Here is a 17,599-nt window from a genome sequence, read left to right as displayed (position 1 = left end):
CGCATTTCTTTAGTTAGGCGTACTATCGTAAGCATGTCGGAGTCGAGTCACCGCCAGAGGCTGCTGGTCCTGGCGATCTGCTGCATGAGCCTGCTCATCGTCAGCCTCGACGTGACCGTCCTCAACGTCGCCCTGCCCTCGATGCGCCGCGAGCTGGACGCCTCCGTCGCCGGTATGCAGTGGACGATCGACGCGTACACGCTGGTCCTGGCCTCGCTGCTGATGCTGGCGGGCTCCACGGCGGATCGGATCGGGCGCCGCAAGGTCTTCGCCGCGGGCCTCGTCGTCTTCACGGCGGGTTCGCTGCTCTGCTCGCTCGCGCCGACCCTGGAGTGGCTGATCGCCTTCCGGATGGTCCAGGCCGTGGGTGGCTCGATGCTCAACCCGGTCGCCATGTCGATCATCACCAACACCTTCACCGCGCCGCGCGAACGGGCCCGCGCCATCGGCGTCTGGGGCGCGGTGGTCGGCATCTCCATGGCCGTGGGCCCGCTGATCGGCGGACTGCTCGTGGATTCGGTCGGCTGGCGCTCCATCTTCTGGATCAACCTCCCGGTCGGGCTGCTGGCCCTGGCACTGGCCCTGCGGTTCGTCCCGGAGTCGCGGGCCGGGCGTCCGCGCCGCCCGGACCCGGTGGGCCAGCTGCTGGTCATGGCCCTGCTGGGGTCCGTGACGTACGGGATCATCGAGGCGCCGGCCGCCGGCTGGAACTCGCCGGTCGTCCTCGGGTGCACGGCCCTGGCCGTCGCCTCGCTGGCGGGGCTGCTGTTCCACGAGCCGCGGCGGGCGGAGCCGCTGATCGACCCGCGGTTCTTCCGGAGCGCTCCGTTCAGCGGCGCGACGGTGATAGCGATCAGCGCCTTCGCCGCGCTGTCCGGGTTCCTCTTCCTGAACACCCTGTACCTGCAGGACGTACGGGGGCTCAGCGCGCTCGACGCCGGGCTCTACATGCTGCCGATGGCGCTGCTCACCTTCCTCTGCGCACCGCTGTCGGGCCGACTGGTCGGCAATCGGGGGCCGCGGCCGTCGCTGCTGATAGCGGGGACGGCGATGGCGGCGAGCGGGGTGCTGTTCGCGGCCTTCTCGGCGCAGACCTCGACGCCGCTGCTGTTCACCGCGTACGTGCTGTTCGGGCTGGGCTTCGGCATGGTGAACGCGCCCATCACCAACACCGCGGTCTCCGGGATGCCCCGGGCCCAGGCGGGGGTCGCGGCCGCGGTGGCCTCCACGAGCAGGCAGACCGGCGGGACGCTGGGCGTGGCCGTGATCGGCGCGGTCCTGGCGGCCGGGACGGCGAGCGGCGCCGATTTCATCGAGGCGACCCGGCCGGCCTGGTGGATCATCACGGGCTGCGGGCTGCTCGCACTCGTCGTGGGCGCCGTGACCAGTGGCCCGTGGGCCATGGGGACCGCGGCGCGGACCGCCCGGAAGCTGGAGCAGACGGCCACGGCATCCTCGCGGACGGCCGGAGCTCCGCCGCGCGGCTGACGGCCGGGCGGGCGCGCGGCCGACGACCGGGCGGCCGACGGCCGGGCGGGCCGCCTATTCGCCGCAGTTGAAGTCGTCGGCGTTCGAGTCGATGCGGGCCAGCAGGCCGCGCAGTGCGTCCCGGTCCTGCTGCGAGAGCGCGGCGAACAGGGAGAGCTCGACCTCGTCGAGGGCGGAGTTCGTCTTGGCGAGCGCGGCCGATCCGGCCTCGGTGATGGCCACGTTGTGGCGGCGGCGGTCGGCCGGATCCCGGCGGCGCAGGGCGAGCCCCTCGCCCTCCAGATCGTTGAGGATGCCGACCAGCACGCTCGGGTCCACCTCGAGCTGTTCGGCGAGTGTCCGCTGGCTGACGGGGCCGCCCTCCAGACGCATCAGCGTCATCGCGTGCCGCGGGGTGAGCCCGGCCGCGCTGAGCGCCTTCTTCATACGGGTCTCGGTGATCGAGCCGTGCCAGGCCAGCAGCAGGCCCAGCCGCTGCGGTGGGTGCGGAGACTCCTGAGCTGCCGTCATATCAGACATCGTAACAACCGGGGAATGGTTGCGGAGATTGGATCGTTGATGCTATTCAATGATTTAACACCCCCGATCGTTGGAGCACCTCATGTTCATTGCGTACGCCGTCACCGCCGGCCTGCTCGCACTCGTCCTGGTCGCGTCCGCCACGCTCACGCTCCAGCGCAACGACGCGATCGTGGCGAGCATGCAGAAGGTCCGGGTCCCGGACGCCTGGCTGCCCCGGCTGGCCACCCTGAAGGCGGCCGGGGCGATAGGCCTGGTCGCAGGCCTTTGGGTGACTCCGCTCGGCGTGGCCGCGGCCGTCGGCGTGACCCTCTACTTCATCGGTGCGGTCATCAGCCACCTGCGCGTGAAGGACTTCGAACTGGCCCCGGCGGCCACCCTCGCCCTGGTCGCGGCGGCGGCGCTCGCCCTGCGGGTGGCGGCGTAGCCACCCTGACGGGTGACAGATATTGAAATCTGTCACCCGTCATGCCATGGTTGTTCCATGACCAAGAACGAGAACACCCGCACCCTCGGCTCGACCGGCCCCTCCGTCTTCCCCCTGGGACTGGGCTGCATGGGCATGTCCGCCCTGTACGGGGAGGCCGACCGCACCGAGTCGATCGCGACCCTCCACGCCTACCTGGACTCCGTCCCCGACGGCGCGGGTGCGCTGCTCGACACCGGCGACTTCTACGGCATGGGGCACAACGAGATGCTCATCGGCGAGGCCCTGCGCGCCGCCCCCGCCGCGGCCCGCGAGCAGGCTCTGGTCAGCGTGAAGTTCGGCGCCCTGCGCACCGTCGAGGGCGGTTTCACCGGCTACGACGGCCGCCCCGAGGCCGTCAAGAACTTCCTGGCCTACTCGCTCCAGCGCCTCGGCCGGGACCACATCGACATCTACCGGATCGCCCGTGTCGACCCGGAGGTCCCGATCGAGGAGACCGTCAGCGCCATCGCCGAGGCCGTCGAAGCGGGGCACGTGCGGCACATCGGCCTCTCCGAGGTCGGCGCGGACACGCTGCGCAGAGCCGCGGCCGTGGCCCCGATCGCCGACCTCCAGATCGAGTACTCGCTGATCTCCCGCGGCATCGAGGAGGAGATCTTGCCGACCGCCCGCGAGCTGGGCATCGGTGTCACGGCGTACGGGGTGCTGAGCCGCGGTCTGATCAGCGGGCACTTCAGCCGCGACCGGGAGCTGGCGCCGGGCGACTTCCGCGGGATGAGCCCCCGCTTCCAGGGCGAGAACCTGCAGCGCAACCTCGACCTGGTCGACGCCCTGCGCAAGGTCGCGGAGGGCAAGGGGGTCAGCGTCGCCCAGACCGCCATCGCCTGGGTGCTCTCGCGCGGCGAGGACATCGTGCCGCTGGTGGGCGCCCGCCGCCGGGACCGGCTGTCCGAGGCACTGGGTGCCATGGACGTGGAGCTGACCCCTGAAGACCTGGCGGCCATCGAGGAGGCGGTCCCGGCGGGAGCCGCGGCCGGCGAGCGCTACCCGGCAGCGCAGATGGCCCACCTCGACAGCGAGCACTGAGCGGGCGGTACGGTCGTACTCATGCCCCCCGCTGCTGCCGCGCCCCTGACACCTGAGCGCATCCTCGAGACCACCGAGGAGGTGCTGCGCCGCTACGGCCCCACCAAGGCCACCGTGGTGGACGTGGCCCGCGCCCTGGGCGTCAGCCACGGCAGCGTGTACCGGCACTTCCCGTCGAAGGCGGCGCTGCGCGAGGCCGTCACGGACCGCTGGCTCGCCAAGAGCGTCGTCCGCCTGGAGGAGATCGCCTCCGCCCCCGGCGCGGCCGCGCCCTCCAAGCTGGAGACATGGCTGGAGGCGCTCTTCGAGGCCAAGCGGCACAAGGCGGGTGACGACCCGGAGCTGTTCGCGACGTACACGGTGCTGCTCTCCGAGAACAGCGGCGTCGTGGACCACCACCTGAGCCAGCTGATCGACCAGTTGGGCCGGATCATCTCCGAGGGCGTCGAGGCGGGCTCGCTCAGTGCGCCCGACGTGCCGGCCGCCGCCCGGGCGGTGTTCGACGCCACCGGCCGTTTCCACGATCCGCAGTACGCGGCCGACTGGCTCTCGCCCACGATCATCACGGAGTTCGAGGCCGTCACCGCCCTCGTGATCCGGGGCCTGCGCGCCTGATCGGGATCGGGGCGGCCACGCACGACACCGTCCGGAACCAGACACTCCGGACAGCTTGATGATCATTTTGGGCGAGGCGGCTTGTCCGTGCCCCGTCAAATTCCATACGGTCCCCTTACCGCACTTCATCAGGCACGTTTCAGGGGGAACCTTGTCCGCTCAACTTACTCAGGCAGTGCAGCCCGGACCTCCGGCCCGTTCGGGTGGCACCGCCGCCCTCGGCTGGATTCTGACCATCGGCCTCGACGTGGCCGCGCCGATCATCACGTACAACCAGCTGCGCGACCACGGCTGGAGCGAGTTCTCCGCGATGCTGGTCAGCGGCGCCTGGCCCGTGCTCGACACCGCCATCAGCGTGGCCTGGCGCCGCAAGGTCGACGAGTTCGCCATCATCACCCTGGTGTTCGTGGCGATCACTGCCACCGTCTCGCTGATCGGCGCCCACTCCGCCCGGGCCCTGCTGATCAAGGACTCCGGGGTGACCGGGCTGTTCGGGGCGCTCTGCCTGGCGACCCTGCTCGCCCCGCGTCCGCTGATGTTCTACTTCAGCCGGAAGTTCGCCACCGACGGCACGCCCGAGAGCACCGCCTGGTGGAACGGCCTGTGGCAGTACGAGGGCTTCCGCCGGACGATGACCGTCATGACCACGGTGTGGGGCGTGACGTACCTCGCCGAGGCCGGGCTGCGGATCGCCCTGGCGTACGCGCTGCCCACCGACACGATGGTGATCATCAGCCCGATCATGATCTACGCGGTGCTCGGCATGCTGGGCGCGTGGACCGCGTTCTACGGCAAGCGCTCGAAGGCCGAGGGTGAGCGGCGCGCCGCCGCAGCGGCCGAGGCCGAGGCCCAGACCCAGGCCGCCTGAGCGGAGGCGGAGAAAACGACGGTGGCCCGGTACGCATGATGCGCACCGGGCCACCGGCCGTTTCAGCCCGGCCGTTTCAGCCCGGCCGGGGCAGAAGGCCTAGCAGCCGAGCAGGCGGCTGCCGAGGTAGCTCTGGATCTGGTCCAGGGAGACGCGCTCCTGCTTCATCGTGTCGCGCTCGCGCACGGTCACCGCGTTGTCGTCCAGGGTGTCGAAGTCGACGGTGACGCAGAACGGCGTACCGATCTCGTCCTGGCGGCGGTAGCGGCGGCCGATGGCGCCCGCGTCGTCGAACTCGATGTTCCAGAACTTGCGCAGGTCGGCGGCGAGGCCCTTGGCCTTCGGCGACAGCTGCGCGTTGCGGGACAGCGGCAGCACGGCGACCTTGACCGGGGCCAGGCGCGGGTCGAAGCGCATCACGGTGCGCTTCTCCATGACGCCCTTGGCGTTCGGGGCCTCGTCCTCGTTGAACGCGTCGAGCATGAAGGCGAGCATGGCGCGGTTGACACCGGCCGCCGGCTCGATGACGTACGGGGTGTACTTCTCCTTGGTCTCCTGGTCGAAGTAGACCAGGTCCTGGCCGGAGGCGGCGGAGTGGGCCTTGAGGTCGAAGTCGGTGCGGTTGGCCACGCCTTCGAGCTCGGAGAACTCACTGCCACCGAAGTTGAAGCGGTACTCGATGTCGGCGGTGCGCTTCGAGTAGTGGGACAGCTTCTCCTTCGGGTGGTCGTACCAGCGGATGTTCTCCTCGCGGATGCCGAGGTCGCGGTACCAGTTCCACCGCTCCTGCATCCAGTACTCCTGCCACTGCTCGTCCTCGCCCGGCTTGACGAAGAACTCCATCTCCATCTGCTCGAACTCGCGGGTGCGGAAGATGAAGTTGCCGGGGGTGATCTCGTTGCGGAAGGACTTGCCCATCTGCGCGATGCCGAACGGGGGCTTCTTGCGCGAGGCGGTCTGCACCTGGGCGAAGTTGGTGAAGATGCCCTGGGCGGTCTCGGGGCGCAGGTACGCCTTGGAGCCGGTGTCCTGGGTCGGGCCGAGGTGGGTCTCCAGCATGCCGGAGAACTGCTTCGGCTCGGTGAACTGGCCCTTCACACCGCAGTTGGGGCAGTTGATGTCGGCGAGACCGTTGGCGGGCAGGCGGCCGTGCTTGGCCTCGTACGCCTCTTCCAGGTGGTCTGCGCGGTGGCGCTTGTGGCAGGAGGTGCACTCGGTCAGCGGGTCCGAGAAGGTCGCGACATGGCCGGAGGCCACCCAGACCTCGGGGGCCAGGATCACGGAGGAGTCGATGCCGACGATGTCCTCACGCCCGGTGACCATCGCCTTCCACCACTGGCGCTTGATGTTCTCCTTGAGCTCGACACCGAGCGGGCCGTAGTCCCAGGCGGCCTTGGTGCCGCCGTAGATCTCACTGCACGGGAAAACGAAGCCACGGCGCTTGCTCAGGCTGACGATGGTTTCGATCTTGTCGGCGGCCACGGTGCTCTCTTCATTACGAGGACGAACGGCGAAGACTCAAGGTTACCGGCGCCCGCACCCCCCCTTTCAAATCGGGACCCCTTCCGCGGCCCGGCCCCCGGGCTCCCCACCAGGGTTTTTGACAACCGTTTCCATTTTTGATGAAAATGGATGTCATGAACGTACGACGCCTCATACCCGCAGCCGCCCTCGCCGGAGCCGTCGCCCTCGGCGCCACGGCCCTCACCGCCTGCTCCGGAGCCTCGGCCGCCGGGGGCGGCAAGGACGGCAAGCTCGGCGTCATGGCGTCGTTCTACCCGATGCAGTTCCTGGCCGAACAGATCGGCAAGGACCACGTGAAGGCCGCCACCCTGACCAAGCCGGGCGTGGAACCGCACGACCTGGAGATCACCCCGAAGCAGACCGGGCAGCTCGGCGAGTCCGACGTGGTCCTCTACCTCAAGGGCCTGCAGCCCGCCGTCGACAAGGCCGTCGCCCAGTCCGGCGTGAAGCACATAGTCGACGCCGCCGCCCTCACGAAGCTCGAGGTCCACGGCTCCTCCGGCCACGACCACGCCCACGAGGGCGAGGGCGAGGAGGGCCACGGCCACGGCGAGGCCGGCGAGGACCCGCACATCTGGCTCGACCCGGTGAAGTACGCCGAGGTCGCCAAGGGCGTCGGCGCGGCCCTGGAGAAGGCCGACCCCGACCACGCGGCCGACTACCGCAAGAACACCGACGAGCTGGTCGGCAAGCTGACCGCGCTCGATGCGGAGTTCAAGGACGGCCTGAAGAACACCGCGTCCAAGACCTTCATCACCACGCACTCCGCCTTCGGCTACCTCGCCGAGCGCTACGGCCTCGACCAGGAGGGCATCTCCGGCGTCGACCCCGAGTCCGAGCCGAGCCCGGCCCGGATGAAGGAACTCCAGGCCGTCGCGAAGAAGGACAATGTCTCGACGGTGTTCTTCGAGAGCCTGGCCAGCGACAAGACGGCCAAGACGCTCGCCGCGGACACGGGCCTGAAGACCGACGTCCTCGACCCGCTCGAGGGAATCACCGACAAGTCCCAGGGCGCTGACTACCTCGAGGTCATGCGGTCCAATCTGAAGAACCTGCAGAAGGCGCTCGGTAGCAAGTAATGGCAGTAACGGAGGCGCGTGCCATGGAGTCCCAGCCCGCCGAGGCAGCGGACCAGCCCGTCATATCCCTGCGCGGGGCCACCGCCTCGCTCGGCTCGCGCCCCGTGCTGCGCGGGGTCGACCTCACCGTCCGGCGCGGCGAGGTCGTCGCCCTGCTCGGCGCCAACGGCTCCGGCAAGTCCACGGCCGTGCGCGCCGTCGTCGGCCAGGTCCCGCTGTCCGACGGCGAGCTGGCGTTGTTCGGCACCGACTTCAAGCGCTTCCGCGCCTGGTCGCGCATCGGGTACGTCCCGCAGCGCACCACCGCCGCCAGCGGCGTCCCGGCCACCGTCCGCGAGGTCGTCTCCTCCGGCCGGCTCGCCCGCTCCCGCTTCGGCATCCTCCGTAAAGCCGACAAGGCGGCCGTCGAGCGGGCCCTGGCCCTCGTCGACATGGGCCCGTACGCCGACGCCTCCGTCAACGCCCTCTCCGGCGGCCAGCACCAGCGCGTGCTGATCGCGCGGGCGCTCGCCGTGGAACCCGAACTGCTGATCATGGACGAGCCGATGGCCGGCGTGGACCTCGCCAACCAGGAGGTCCTCGCGAACGCCCTGCGCGAGCAGGTCGCCGCCGGCACGACCGTCCTGCTCGTCCTGCACGAGCTGGGCCCGCTGGAGCCGCTGATCGACCGCGCCGTCGTCCTGCGCGACGGCTGCGTCGTCCACGACGGCGCGCCCCCGGAGGCCGTGGGCCAGCACGCCCTGCCCGGCCACGACCACGTACACCCCCACGCGGCGCACGACGCCGAGCCGCTCCGGACGGGACTGCTGAGCTGATGGACCTCCTCACCTACGCCTTCATGCAGCGGGCCCTCCTCGCGGCCGTCCTGGTCGGCGTCACCGCCCCGGCGATCGGCACGTACCTCGTGCAGCGCCGCCAGGCCGTCATGGGCGACGGCATCGGACACGTGGCCATGACCGGTGTCGCGCTCGGCTTCCTGCTCAACACGAGCCCGGTGTGGATGGCGACCCTGGTCGCGGTCATCGGCGCGGTCGGCATGGAGCTGATCCGCTCCCGCGGCAAAACCAGCGGCGACATCGCGCTCGCCATGCTGTTCTACGGCGGCCTGGCCGGCGGCGTGATGATCATCAACCTGGCGCCGGGCGGTTCCACGGCCAATCTGACCAGCTACCTCTTCGGCTCGATCACCACGGTCTCCGCCGAGGACGTCACCGCGGTCGTGATCCTCGCGGCGTTCGTGATCGCCGTCACCCTCGGCCTGCGCCGCCAGCTGTTCGCCGTCTGCCAGGACGAGGAGTTCGCCCGGGTCACCGGCCTGCCGGTGCGCTTCCTGAACCTGCTGATCGCGGTCACCGCCGCCGTCACCGTCACCGTGGCCATGCGGATCGTCGGCCTGCTGCTGGTCAGCGCCATGATGGTGATCCCGGTCGCGGCGGCGCAGCGCGTCACCCGCGGGTTCACCGCCACCCTGTCGGTGGCCATGGTGATCGGCGTGCTGGTCTCGCTCTCCGGCACGGTCGCGACGTACTACATCGACGCCCCCTCCGGCGGCACCATCGTGCTGCTCGCCATCGGCGTCTTCATGGTGATGACCGCACTGTCCACCCCGCTGGCCCGGCGCCGGGCGAATGCGGCCCGCGCCGCCGAAGAGGTCTGCACGCGCGATGATGTGAAGGTCTGAGAGAGTCGGCCGCCTGGCACAATGGGCCGAGGCCGATACGAGGAGGAACCGGTGGCGACTGCGCCTGGCGAGATGAATACCGCGCCAGTACGAGGACGATCCACCCGGCAGCGGGCAGCCGTGGCGGCGGCGCTGGACCAGGTGGACGAGTTCCGCAGCGCCCAGGAGCTGCACGACATGCTCAAGCACCGCGGTGACTCCGTCGGCCTGACGACCGTGTACCGCACCCTCCAGTCGCTCGCCGACGCCGGCGAGGTCGACGTGCTGCGCACCAGCGACGGCGAGTCGGTCTACCGGCGCTGCTCCACCGGGGACCACCACCATCACCTGGTCTGCCGCAAGTGCGGCAAGGCCGTCGAGGTGGAGGGTCCTGCGGTGGAGAAGTGGGCGGAGTCGATCGCGGCGGAGCACGGCTTCGTGAACGTCGCCCACACCGTGGAGATCTTCGGCACCTGCGCCGACTGCGCAGCCGCGGCCGCCGGCCAGGCCCCCGCCTAGAGCCTCTGCAGGTTGCGGTCGAGGACCGCCCGGAGGCGGTCGATGTCCGCCGGGTCCGCGGCCCCGCGCTTGGGCAGGATCGTCATCGCCACCGCCCGCTTGGCGACGCTGAGCGTGACGAAGGTGTCGGCCGTCTCCGTGTACAGCGGCTGCGCGGCCCAGTTGATGCGCGTCTGCGTGTCGGCGGTGCTCACCTGCAGGCCGGTGGCGTCCACCACCGCCGTGGTCTCGCCCGCCTTCGCCAGCAGCCCCGCGAAGGCCCGCGCCGTGAGCTGCGGGCCGAGCAGCGCGAGTACGAGCATCAGGAGCCCGGCCCCGGCCGTGACCAGCGGCTTGACGAGGGGGCCGTCGCCCATCAGCGCCAGCCCCCCGAAGCCCAGCAGCAGCGCCCCGAAGCCGACCGTCAGCGTCCGCTTGCGGCGCCCCGCGGGCACCCGGGCGTCACGCGCCCGGAGCGCCTGCGCGACGTCCGCCGTGGTGATCCGGTAGACGAGCCGTACCGGCACCTGTTCCCCGTCCATGTCCATGACAGCGGACCCTATAGCCGCGGCACATCCCCCGCGACGGTCTTTCGCACGGGGCCGACCGCACCCGCGGTCAGGACCGGCCCGGCTCCGCCTGGTTCGGGACGGCGCCGCCGAAGCGGCGGTCGCGCTGGGCGTACTCCAGGCAGGCCGCCCACAGGTTGCGGCGGTCGAAGTCCGGCCACAGCACGTCCTGGAAGACCATCTCGGCGTACGCGCTCTGCCAGAGCAGGTAGTTGGAGGTGCGCTGCTCGCCGCTCGGCCGCAGGAACAGGTCCACGTCCGGCATGTCCGGGTAGTACATGTACTTCGCGAAGGTCTTCTCGTTGACCTTCGACGGGTCCAGCCGGCCCGCGGCCACGTCCCGCGCGATCGCCTGCGCCGCGTCCGCGATCTCCGCACGGCCGCCGTAGTTCACGCAGAAGTACAAGGTCATCGCGTCGTTGTCGACGGTCTGCTCCTGGGCGACCTGGAGCTCCTGGACGACCGACTTCCACATCTTCGGCATGCGGCCGACCCAGCGGATGCGGATGCCCAGCTCGTTCATCTCGTCGCGGCGGCGCCGGATGACGTCGCGGTTGAAGTTCATCAGGAAGCGGACCTCGTCGGGCGAGCGCTTCCAGTTCTCCGTCGAGAAGGCGTACAGGGAGAGGTTCTTGACGCCCATCTCCAGGCAGCCCTTGAGCACGTCGAGTACGACGCCCTCGCCGACCTTGTGGCCCTCGGTGCGCGGCAGGCCGCGCTCCTTGGCCCAGCGGCCGTTGCCGTCCATGACCACCGCGACGTGGTTCGGGACGAGCTCGCCGGGGATCTTCGGCGGGCGCTCACCGGACGGGTGCGGCTCGGGAACCTTGTACTCCCGGCGAGAGCGTCCCAGAATCCCGCGTCGTGCCATGTGCCCAGCTCCTATTTCTCGACGTATCGCAGGGAGCGTAGCCCGCGCTCCAGATGCCAGTGCAAATAGGCGGAGACCAGCCCGCTGCCCTCCCGCACGTACCGCGCCTCGCAGGCGTCCGCATGCCCCCAGTCGCCCGTCAGCAGCGCACTGAGCAGGGCGATGGACTCAGACGAGGGTACGACGCTGCCGGCCACCCGGCAGTCCCCGCAGACGACCCCGCCCGCGGCGACGGAGAAGTGCCGGTTGGGGCCGTGGATCCCGCACTTCGCGCAGTCCGTGAAGCTGGGCGCGTAGCCGTTGACGGCGAGCGAGCGCAGCAGGAACGCGTCGAGGATGAGGTTCGGCTCGTGCTCCCCGCGCGAGAGCGTGCGCAGGGCGCCGATCAGCAGCAGGTACTGCTGTACGGCGGGCTCGCCCTCGTTCTCGGTGAACCGCTCGGCGGTCTCCAGCATCGCGGTGCCGGCGGTGTAGCGGCCGTAGTCGATGACGATGCCGTTGCCGTACGGAGCGATGATCTCGGTCTGGGTGCACAGTGGGAGGCTGCGGCCGATCAGCTCGCTGCCCCGGGCGAAGAACTGCACGTCGGCGTGGGAGAAAGGTTCCAGCCCGGCGCCGAACTTGGACTTCGTCCGGCGCACCCCGCGGGCCACGGCCCGCACCCGTCCGTGGCCCCGGGTCAGCAGCGTGATGATGCGGTCCGCCTCACCCAGCTTCTGGGTGCGCAGCACGATGCCGTCGTCGCGGAACAGACTCATGCGCCCATTGTCGCCTGTGCCGGGACGGCGGAAGGCCCTCCGTCCGGACCCGGGTCCGGACGGAGGGCCTTCCGCCCTTGGGAGGGTCAGGAGGCGGGCGCGGCCTCGTCGTCCGCGTCCGCCTTCGGTGCTCCGGCGGCGACGGCGGTCACGGCGGCGCCGACCGTGGCCTCGGCCACCGTCTCGGCCTCACCCGCCGCCTTCGCCTCGGGCGCCGCATCCGGTGCGGCCGCCGCCTGGGCGGGCAGCTCGGCCTGGGGGGTCTGGTGCGCATCGTCCTTGGCCAGGCCGTTGAAGATCAGGTTGAGCACGATCGCGGCCGTGGCACCGAGCGTCACACCGCTGTTGAGCAGCGAGGACAGGTCCGCGTTCATGTGGTCCTTGAAGAGCACCGGGACGGTCGCGGGGAGCAGCGCGAAGGCCAGGGAGACACCCACGACCAGCGCGTTCTTCTCCTCCTTGAGGTCGACCTTGGCCAGGGTCTGGATGCCCGCAAGGGCCACCATCGCGAACATCACCGTCGCCGCGCCGCCGAGCACCCCGTGCGGGACCGCGGCCACGATCGCGGCGGCCTTCGGGATCAGCCCGAGCACGATCATGAAGACGCCCGCGGCGACCACGACGAACCGGCTCTTGACCTTGGTCATGCGGACCAGGCCGACGTTCTCGGCGAAGGCCACGTACGGGAAGGAGTTGAGGACACCGCCGAGGGCGGTCGCGGCGCCGTCGGCGCGCAGCGCGCGGGCCACGGTCTCGCTGTCGATCTCCTTGCCGACGATGTCGCCGACGGCGTAGGTGTCACCGGTGGTCTCGACCATGGTGATCAGCATGACGATGAGCATCAGCAGGATCGGGAACCAGGCGAACTTCGGTGCTCCGTAGTGGAACGGGGTGGTGATGCCGATCCAGTTCGAGTTGCTCACGTCGCCGAACTTGGCGTCGCCGAGCAGGAAGGCGACGGCGGTGCCGCCGACCAGGCCGAGCAGGATGGAGATGCTCGAGAGGAAGGGCTTGCCGAGCTTCATCAGGACGAGGATGAAGAGCATCGTGCCGCCGGCGTACGCGAAGTTCTTCGGGTCGCCGAAGCCGGGGCTGCCGACGCCGCCCGCGGCGTCGTTGAGGCCGACGGGGATCAGCACGATGCCGAGGACGGTGATCACCGTGCCGGTGACGACCGGCGGGAAGAGCCGCATGACCGTACGGAAGGCCTTGGGGGGCAGCCAGGCGAAGGCGAAGGTGGCGATGCCGGCCGTGATGACCGCGCCGTAGATGACCAGCAGGCCAGCCGTCCCGCCGCCGGCTCCGAGCCCGATGGCGATCATCGGGGAGACCGCGGTGAAGGTGACGCCCTGGATGAGCGGCAGGCGCGCGCCGATCCGGCCGACGCCGAACGCCTGGATGATCGAGGCGATACCGCAGGTGAACAGGTCGGCGTTGATCAGGTAGACCAACTGCTCGGTGGTCAGGCCGAGGGCACCGCCCACGATGATCGGGACGATCACCGCACCGGCGTAGAACGCGAGTACGTGCTGGAAGCCGTACAGCGCGAGCTTGGGGAGGGGGAGCACCTCGTCGACCGGGTGCGTGCTGGGCTCTCCGCTTTCGGTGAGCCGGGCGGCGACACGTGCCATCTCTGCCTTGCCCTTCAAGAGGTAGGTAAACGAGAGGAATCTGGTTATCCCTGGGCGAAGTGGGTCGGTATCCCGTTGATCCGCCAGGGTTGTCAGTGCGTTCACGTGAATCGAAGCCCCGCTGTGTTACTGGCGGCGTCTCGTCGTGTGACCGGAATTGAACGCCTGTGGGGGTGCTCACAGATATCGTGGACTTCCACAAAGTGTTGACGCCTGGGGATGTCAGATCTGTAGGTATCTCCAGTGGCGGATGTCTCCGCAAGGGCGTAAAGCCGGTGGCCTCGAAGCCCGTCCGTGCAGGTCACAGGTCCGTACGGGTGTCCAATGGGCGGACGGCCGGGGCCGGAACGCACGAATCCCCCCTTCACGCAGCGTGTGAAGGGGGGCGGTTTCAGTCGCACGAGGCCGGATCGTTACCCCGGCGAAGGCGTTCCGAGGCCGTTCCGAGGCCGTACCGAGGCCGTTTCGGTCACGTTCACGGCGCCCGGACCGCCGACAGCAGCCGGGTCACGTCGTCGGAAGCCATTCGCAGCGCGGCGCCCACCGTGGCGAGCACCTCGCGCTCGGCGGGGGTGTACGGGCCGTCCGCGAGGGCGATCCGGGCGCCCTGCAGCAGGATCGATTCGCGCCCGGGCGCGGCCAGGTGCGGAGCCAGCGGTTCCAGCGCCTCGTGGAGCTCTATCGCCAGCGCGGCGCCGCAGCATTCGGGGCCGTCGTACAGACCGAGCCGGCCCTCGTCGGTGGCGAGCGCCTCCACCAGGGACTCCAGCTGCTCCTCCGTGCAGTCCTGGAAGCCCGCCGCCCGTACGGCCGACACGGCGGCCTCCAGAGCGCCGCGCGAGGCGGTTCCGCCCGCCGCGAGGACGGCGAGCGTCACGGTGTGCGCGGCGTCGCGCAGGAGCGCCGAGAAGCGGGTGGTGGTCAGGTGGTCGAGGACCTCGGTCTCGAAGCGCTCGCGGCAGCCCTGGCACTCGATGACGGGCCCGGCCGCTCCGCGCGGCAGCAGCGGGACGCCGAGGACCGTGAACCGGCGGCGCCCGGTGCGCCTGCGGTAGTTGCGGTCGCCACCGCAGTCGGGGCAGAAGAACTCCCCGTCGCCCACGGTGCTCCAGGTGGTACGGATGCCCCAGACCGTCAGCTTCCGGCCGTCCCCACCCCGAACTGGCAGCACGTCGCACCTCCGTCACTCCCCCGTGGCCCTGCGGGCACGGGCGGGAACCCCAGGCAGCTTCGCCGGGTTGGCGTGATGTTAGCCACATCGGTGAGGATGCGTCAGTCGTGTGACAAGACAACATGTCCCGCCGCCCGCAGTTGGCCGGTCTGCATCCCTGCCGCTGCGCCCGCGGACGTCGCGTTTTGCCTACGCTCGCCCGCGTGAACAACAAATCCTGTCTGGTCACGGGCGCGGCGAGCGGGATCGGCCGGGCCACCGCCCGGCTGCTGGCCCGCTCCGGCGCCCTCGTGACCGCGGCTGACATCAATGGCCCCGGCGTCGGGGAACTGCGTACGGAACTGGCCGCCGAGGGGTACGACATCACGACCGTGGCCGGTGACGTCGCCGATCCGGAGGCCAACCGCGCGATGGTCGAGGCCGCGCTCGGGGCGTACGGACGGCTCGACGTCGCCGTGGCGAACGCCGGAGTGCTCCCTCTTTCGGATGTACGGGAGACCGGCCCGGACGACTGGGACCGGGTCATGGCGATCGACGGTCGGGGGATGTTCCTGACCTGCAAGTACGCCATCGAGGCGATGCTGGCGCAGCCGGACCCCGGCGGGGCGCTGGTCTGCGTGTCCTCGGTGTCGGGGGTGGCCGGGCAGGCCCGGCAGGCGGCGTACGGGCCGGCGAAGTTCGTGGCGTCGGGGCTGACCAAGCACCTGGCGGTGGAGTGGGCGGCGCACGGGATCCGGGTCAACGCGGTGGCCCCCGGCACCATCCGTACGGAGCGGGTGCTGGCGCTCAAGGACGAGCCGGGCGGCCCCGAGTACCTGGCGGAGGTCTCCGCGGCCCATCCGATGGGCCGGCTCGGCGAGCCGGAGGAGGTGGCCCGGGTCATCGCCTTCCTGGCCTCCGACGCGGCCTCGTTCGTGACGGGCGCGATCCTGCCGGTGGACGGCGGCTACCTGGCCCGCTGAATCCGGGAACGACGCAACCCCGCCCCTCCGCAGGGAGGGGCGGGGTTCACGTGCGAACGGTCAGCGGCCCGCGCGGTTGACGGCGGAGATGACCGCCTTCAGGGAGGCGCGGGTGGTGTTGGCGTCGATGCCGATGCCCCACAGGACGCGGCCGTCGATCACGCACTCGATGTACGAGGCGGCCACGGCGGAGGCGCCCTCGCTCATCGTGTGCTCGGTGTAGTCCAGCAGGCGGGCGTCGACGCCGATGCCGGCCAGGGCGTCGAAGAAGGCCGAGATCGGGCCGTTGCCGGTGCCGGTCAGGACCGCTTCCACGCCGTCCACGACCGCCTCGACGGTCAGTGTGTCCGTACCGTCCTTGTCGGTGGCCGTCGAGCCCGAGCGCAGCTGGATGCGGCCCCACGGGTTCTCGGGGTTGGGCAGGTACTCGTCGGCGAACACGTCCCAGATCGCCTTCGGCGTGACCTCGCCGCCCTCGGCGTCGGTCTTGGCCTGGATGATCCGCGAGAACTCGATCTGCATGCGGCGCGGCAGGTCCAGCTTGTGGTCGTTCTTCAGGACGTACGCGATGCCGCCCTTGCCGGACTGCGAGTTGACGCGGATGACCGCCTCGTAGGAGCGGCCGACGTCCTTCGGGTCGATCGGCAGGTACGGGACCGCCCACTCGATGTCGTCGACGGTCTTGCCGGCGGCGGCCGCGTCGGCCTCCATGGCGTCGAAGCCCTTCTTGATGGCGTCCTGGTGGGAGCCGGAGAAGGCGGTGTAGACCAGGTCGCCCGCGTAGGGGTGGCGCGGGTGGACCTCCATCTGGTTGCAGTACTCGCTGGTGCGGCGGATCTCGTCGATCTGCGAGAAGTCGATCTGCGGGTCGATGCCCTGGGAGAACAGGTTCATGCCCAGCGTGATCAGGTCGACGTTGCCGGTGCGCTCGCCCTGCCCGAACAGGCAGCCCTCGATGCGGTCGGCGCCGGCCATCAGGGCCAGCTCGGCGGCGGCGACGGCGGTGCCGCGGTCGTTGTGCGGGTGCACGGAGATGCAGATGTGCTCGCGGCGGGTCAGGTTGCGGGCCATCCACTCGAAGCGGTCCGCGTGGGTGGAGGGCGTCGAACGCTCCACGGTGGCGGGCAGGTTCAGGATGATCTCGCGGCCCTCGGACGGCTGCCACACGTCGCAGACGGCCTCGCAGACCTCCAGGGCGAAGTCCAGCTCGGTGTCCGTGAAGATCTCCGGGCTGTACTGGTATCCGAAGGTGGTCTCCGGGCCCAGCAGCTTGTCGGCGTACTCCATGACCAGGCGGGTGCCGTCGACGGCGATCTGCTTGATCTGCTCCTTGGAGCCGCGGAAGACGACCCGGCGGAAGGTGGGCGCGGTCGCGTTGTACAGGTGCACGGTGGCGCGCTTGGCGCCGATCAGCGACTCGACGGTCCGCTCGATCAGGTCCTCGCGGGCCTGGGTCAGGACGGAGATGGTGACGTCGTCCGGGATCGCGCCCTCTTCGATGATGGAGCGTACGAAGGCGAAGTCGGTCTCGCCGGAGGACGGGAAGCCGACCTCGATCTCCTTGTAGCCCATGCGCACCAGCAGGTCGAACATCTCGCGCTTGCGGGCGGGGGTCATCGGGTCGATCAGCGACTGGTTGCCGTCGCGCAGGTCGGTGGAGAGCCAGCGGGGGGCCTCGGTGACGCGGGCGTCCGGCCAGGTGCGGTCCGCGATGTCGACCTGCTCGTACCGGCCGTACTTGTGGATCGGCATCCCGGAGGTCTTCTGGGTGTGGGTCGCGTTCGTGATGGGCGTGGGGCGACCGACAAAAGGCTGCTGGCTCATGGCGTTGGGCTCCTCGCGTGTCCGCGTGTAGTTCGCTGGGACGGCCGAC

At 70.2% G+C, this 17,599-nt stretch carries 18 protein-coding genes; 10 read left to right on the top strand and 8 right to left on the bottom strand.

Annotation, left to right across the window (positions count from 1 at the left end; all coding sequences use genetic code 11):
• The first annotated feature begins 33 nt into the window (after window positions 1–33).
• Window positions 34–1,488, top strand: a complete 1,455-nt coding sequence (locus tag OG299_RS26310) for an MFS transporter (protein ID WP_327362815.1) — start codon at window positions 34–36, stop codon at window positions 1,486–1,488.
• A gap of 54 nt (window positions 1,489–1,542) precedes the next feature.
• On the opposite strand, the gene OG299_RS26305 is transcribed toward OG299_RS26310, so the two are convergent.
• Complete coding sequence (locus OG299_RS26305) at window positions 1,543–1,998, bottom strand: MarR family winged helix-turn-helix transcriptional regulator (protein ID WP_327362814.1); 456 nt, start codon at window positions 1,996–1,998, stop codon at window positions 1,543–1,545.
• A gap of 91 nt (window positions 1,999–2,089) precedes the next feature.
• On the opposite strand from OG299_RS26305, the gene OG299_RS26300 reads away from it, so the two are divergent.
• The 4 genes from OG299_RS26300 (at window position 2,090) to OG299_RS26285 (ending at window position 5,003) form a co-directional block, all read left to right on the top strand.
• Window positions 2,090–2,434 carry a DoxX family protein gene (locus tag OG299_RS26300; protein ID WP_266629419.1) on the top strand — a complete coding sequence of 115 codons (345 nt, stop codon included), beginning with the start codon at window positions 2,090–2,092 and terminating at the stop codon, window positions 2,432–2,434.
• 57 nt (window positions 2,435–2,491) lie between these two features.
• Window positions 2,492–3,520, top strand: coding sequence for an aldo/keto reductase (locus tag OG299_RS26295; protein ID WP_327362813.1), 1,029 nt, complete (start codon window positions 2,492–2,494; stop codon window positions 3,518–3,520).
• 21 nt (window positions 3,521–3,541) lie between these two features.
• Complete coding sequence (locus tag OG299_RS26290; protein ID WP_327362812.1) at window positions 3,542–4,135, top strand: TetR/AcrR family transcriptional regulator; 594 nt, start codon at window positions 3,542–3,544, stop codon at window positions 4,133–4,135.
• 175 nt (window positions 4,136–4,310) lie between these two features.
• Complete coding sequence (locus OG299_RS26285; RefSeq protein ID WP_266629413.1) at window positions 4,311–5,003, top strand: VC0807 family protein; 693 nt, start codon at window positions 4,311–4,313, stop codon at window positions 5,001–5,003.
• Between the two features lie 99 nt (window positions 5,004–5,102).
• On the opposite strand, the gene OG299_RS26280 is transcribed toward OG299_RS26285, so the two are convergent.
• Window positions 5,103–6,485 carry a glycine--tRNA ligase gene (locus OG299_RS26280; RefSeq protein WP_266629411.1) on the bottom strand — a complete coding sequence of 461 codons (1,383 nt, stop codon included), beginning with the start codon at window positions 6,483–6,485 and terminating at the stop codon, window positions 5,103–5,105.
• A 155-nt stretch (window positions 6,486–6,640) separates the two neighbouring features.
• On the opposite strand from OG299_RS26280, the gene OG299_RS26275 reads away from it, so the two are divergent.
• The 4 genes from OG299_RS26275 to OG299_RS26260 are packed head-to-tail and all read left to right on the top strand — an operon-like array spanning window position 6,641 to window position 9,785.
• Window positions 6,641–7,606 (top strand): metal ABC transporter substrate-binding protein, encoded by a 966-nt coding sequence (locus OG299_RS26275; protein WP_327362811.1) that lies wholly within the window; start codon window positions 6,641–6,643, stop codon window positions 7,604–7,606.
• 23 nt (window positions 7,607–7,629) lie between these two features.
• Window positions 7,630–8,421 (top strand): metal ABC transporter ATP-binding protein, encoded by a 792-nt coding sequence (locus OG299_RS26270; RefSeq protein ID WP_266667197.1) that lies wholly within the window; start codon window positions 7,630–7,632, stop codon window positions 8,419–8,421.
• Window positions 8,421–9,287, top strand: a complete 867-nt coding sequence (locus tag OG299_RS26265) for a metal ABC transporter permease (protein ID WP_266629405.1) — start codon at window positions 8,421–8,423, stop codon at window positions 9,285–9,287. Before OG299_RS26270 ends, OG299_RS26265 begins: the two co-directional genes overlap by 1 nt.
• 51 nt (window positions 9,288–9,338) lie before the next feature.
• Window positions 9,339–9,785, top strand: a complete 447-nt coding sequence (locus OG299_RS26260) for a Fur family transcriptional regulator (RefSeq protein ID WP_323179073.1) — start codon at window positions 9,339–9,341, stop codon at window positions 9,783–9,785.
• Here the strand turns inward: OG299_RS26260 and OG299_RS26255 are convergent.
• The 5 genes from OG299_RS26255 to OG299_RS26235 all read right to left on the bottom strand — a co-directional run bounded on the left by OG299_RS26255 (window position 9,782) and on the right by OG299_RS26235 (window position 14,764).
• Window positions 9,782–10,312 carry a YcxB family protein gene (locus OG299_RS26255; RefSeq protein WP_266629403.1) on the bottom strand — a complete coding sequence of 177 codons (531 nt, stop codon included), beginning with the start codon at window positions 10,310–10,312 and terminating at the stop codon, window positions 9,782–9,784. The two genes, OG299_RS26260 and OG299_RS26255, sit on opposite strands and share 4 nt — an antisense overlap.
• Before the next feature lie 70 nt (window positions 10,313–10,382).
• Window positions 10,383–11,204: an isoprenyl transferase gene (locus OG299_RS26250; RefSeq protein ID WP_266629401.1), complete on the bottom strand. Its 822-nt coding sequence runs from the start codon at window positions 11,202–11,204 to the stop codon at window positions 10,383–10,385.
• 11 nt (window positions 11,205–11,215) lie between these two features.
• Complete coding sequence (gene recO, locus OG299_RS26245; protein WP_266629399.1) at window positions 11,216–11,962, bottom strand: DNA repair protein RecO; 747 nt, start codon at window positions 11,960–11,962, stop codon at window positions 11,216–11,218.
• A gap of 86 nt (window positions 11,963–12,048) precedes the next feature.
• Complete coding sequence (locus tag OG299_RS26240) at window positions 12,049–13,593, bottom strand: nucleobase:cation symporter-2 family protein (RefSeq protein ID WP_327362810.1); 1,545 nt, start codon at window positions 13,591–13,593, stop codon at window positions 12,049–12,051.
• A 475-nt stretch (window positions 13,594–14,068) separates the two neighbouring features.
• On the bottom strand, window positions 14,069–14,764 hold the full coding sequence (locus tag OG299_RS26235) for a TerB family tellurite resistance protein (RefSeq protein ID WP_327362809.1): 696 nt from the start codon (window positions 14,762–14,764) through the stop codon (window positions 14,069–14,071).
• 203 nt (window positions 14,765–14,967) lie between these two features.
• On the opposite strand from OG299_RS26235, the gene OG299_RS26230 reads away from it, so the two are divergent.
• Complete coding sequence (locus OG299_RS26230) at window positions 14,968–15,726, top strand: SDR family NAD(P)-dependent oxidoreductase (protein ID WP_266629395.1); 759 nt, start codon at window positions 14,968–14,970, stop codon at window positions 15,724–15,726.
• Window positions 15,727–15,786: 60 nt separating this feature from the next.
• On the opposite strand, the gene leuA is transcribed toward OG299_RS26230, so the two are convergent.
• Entirely contained in the window at window positions 15,787–17,550 is a 1,764-nt protein-coding gene (gene leuA / locus OG299_RS26225) for a 2-isopropylmalate synthase (RefSeq protein WP_266629394.1), read from the bottom strand.
• Window positions 17,551–17,599: the final 49 nt, after the last annotated feature.

Origin of the sequence: Streptomyces sp. NBC_01296 (genome assembly GCF_035984415.1) — a bacterium.
GTDB lineage: Bacteria > Actinomycetota > Actinomycetes > Streptomycetales > Streptomycetaceae > Streptomyces.
This window is presented reverse-complemented; position numbering and strand designations above follow the sequence as displayed.

What these genes read in the sequence shown, in the direction of transcription:
- OG299_RS26310 (WP_327362815.1), top strand. Translation starts at nt 34, where the DNA reads ATGTCGGAGTCGAGTCACCGCCAGAGGCTGCTGGTCCTGGCGATCTGC.
- OG299_RS26305 (WP_327362814.1), bottom strand. Translation starts at nt 1,998, where the DNA reads ATGACGGCAGCTCAGGAGTCTCCGCACCCACCGCAGCGGCTGGGCCTG.
- OG299_RS26300 (WP_266629419.1), top strand. Translation starts at nt 2,090, where the DNA reads ATGTTCATTGCGTACGCCGTCACCGCCGGCCTGCTCGCACTCGTCCTG.
- OG299_RS26295 (WP_327362813.1), top strand. Translation starts at nt 2,492, where the DNA reads ATGACCAAGAACGAGAACACCCGCACCCTCGGCTCGACCGGCCCCTCC.
- OG299_RS26290 (WP_327362812.1), top strand. Translation starts at nt 3,542, where the DNA reads ATGCCCCCCGCTGCTGCCGCGCCCCTGACACCTGAGCGCATCCTCGAG.
- OG299_RS26275 (WP_327362811.1), top strand. Translation starts at nt 6,641, where the DNA reads ATGAACGTACGACGCCTCATACCCGCAGCCGCCCTCGCCGGAGCCGTC.
- OG299_RS26270 (WP_266667197.1), top strand. Translation starts at nt 7,630, where the DNA reads ATGGAGTCCCAGCCCGCCGAGGCAGCGGACCAGCCCGTCATATCCCTG.
- OG299_RS26265 (WP_266629405.1), top strand. Translation starts at nt 8,421, where the DNA reads ATGGACCTCCTCACCTACGCCTTCATGCAGCGGGCCCTCCTCGCGGCC.
- OG299_RS26255 (WP_266629403.1), bottom strand. Translation starts at nt 10,312, where the DNA reads ATGGACATGGACGGGGAACAGGTGCCGGTACGGCTCGTCTACCGGATC.
- OG299_RS26250 (WP_266629401.1), bottom strand. Translation starts at nt 11,204, where the DNA reads ATGGCACGACGCGGGATTCTGGGACGCTCTCGCCGGGAGTACAAGGTT.
- recO (WP_266629399.1), bottom strand. Translation starts at nt 11,962, where the DNA reads ATGAGTCTGTTCCGCGACGACGGCATCGTGCTGCGCACCCAGAAGCTG.
- OG299_RS26240 (WP_327362810.1), bottom strand. Translation starts at nt 13,593, where the DNA reads ATGGCACGTGTCGCCGCCCGGCTCACCGAAAGCGGAGAGCCCAGCACG.
- leuA (WP_266629394.1), bottom strand. Translation starts at nt 17,550, where the DNA reads ATGAGCCAGCAGCCTTTTGTCGGTCGCCCCACGCCCATCACGAACGCG.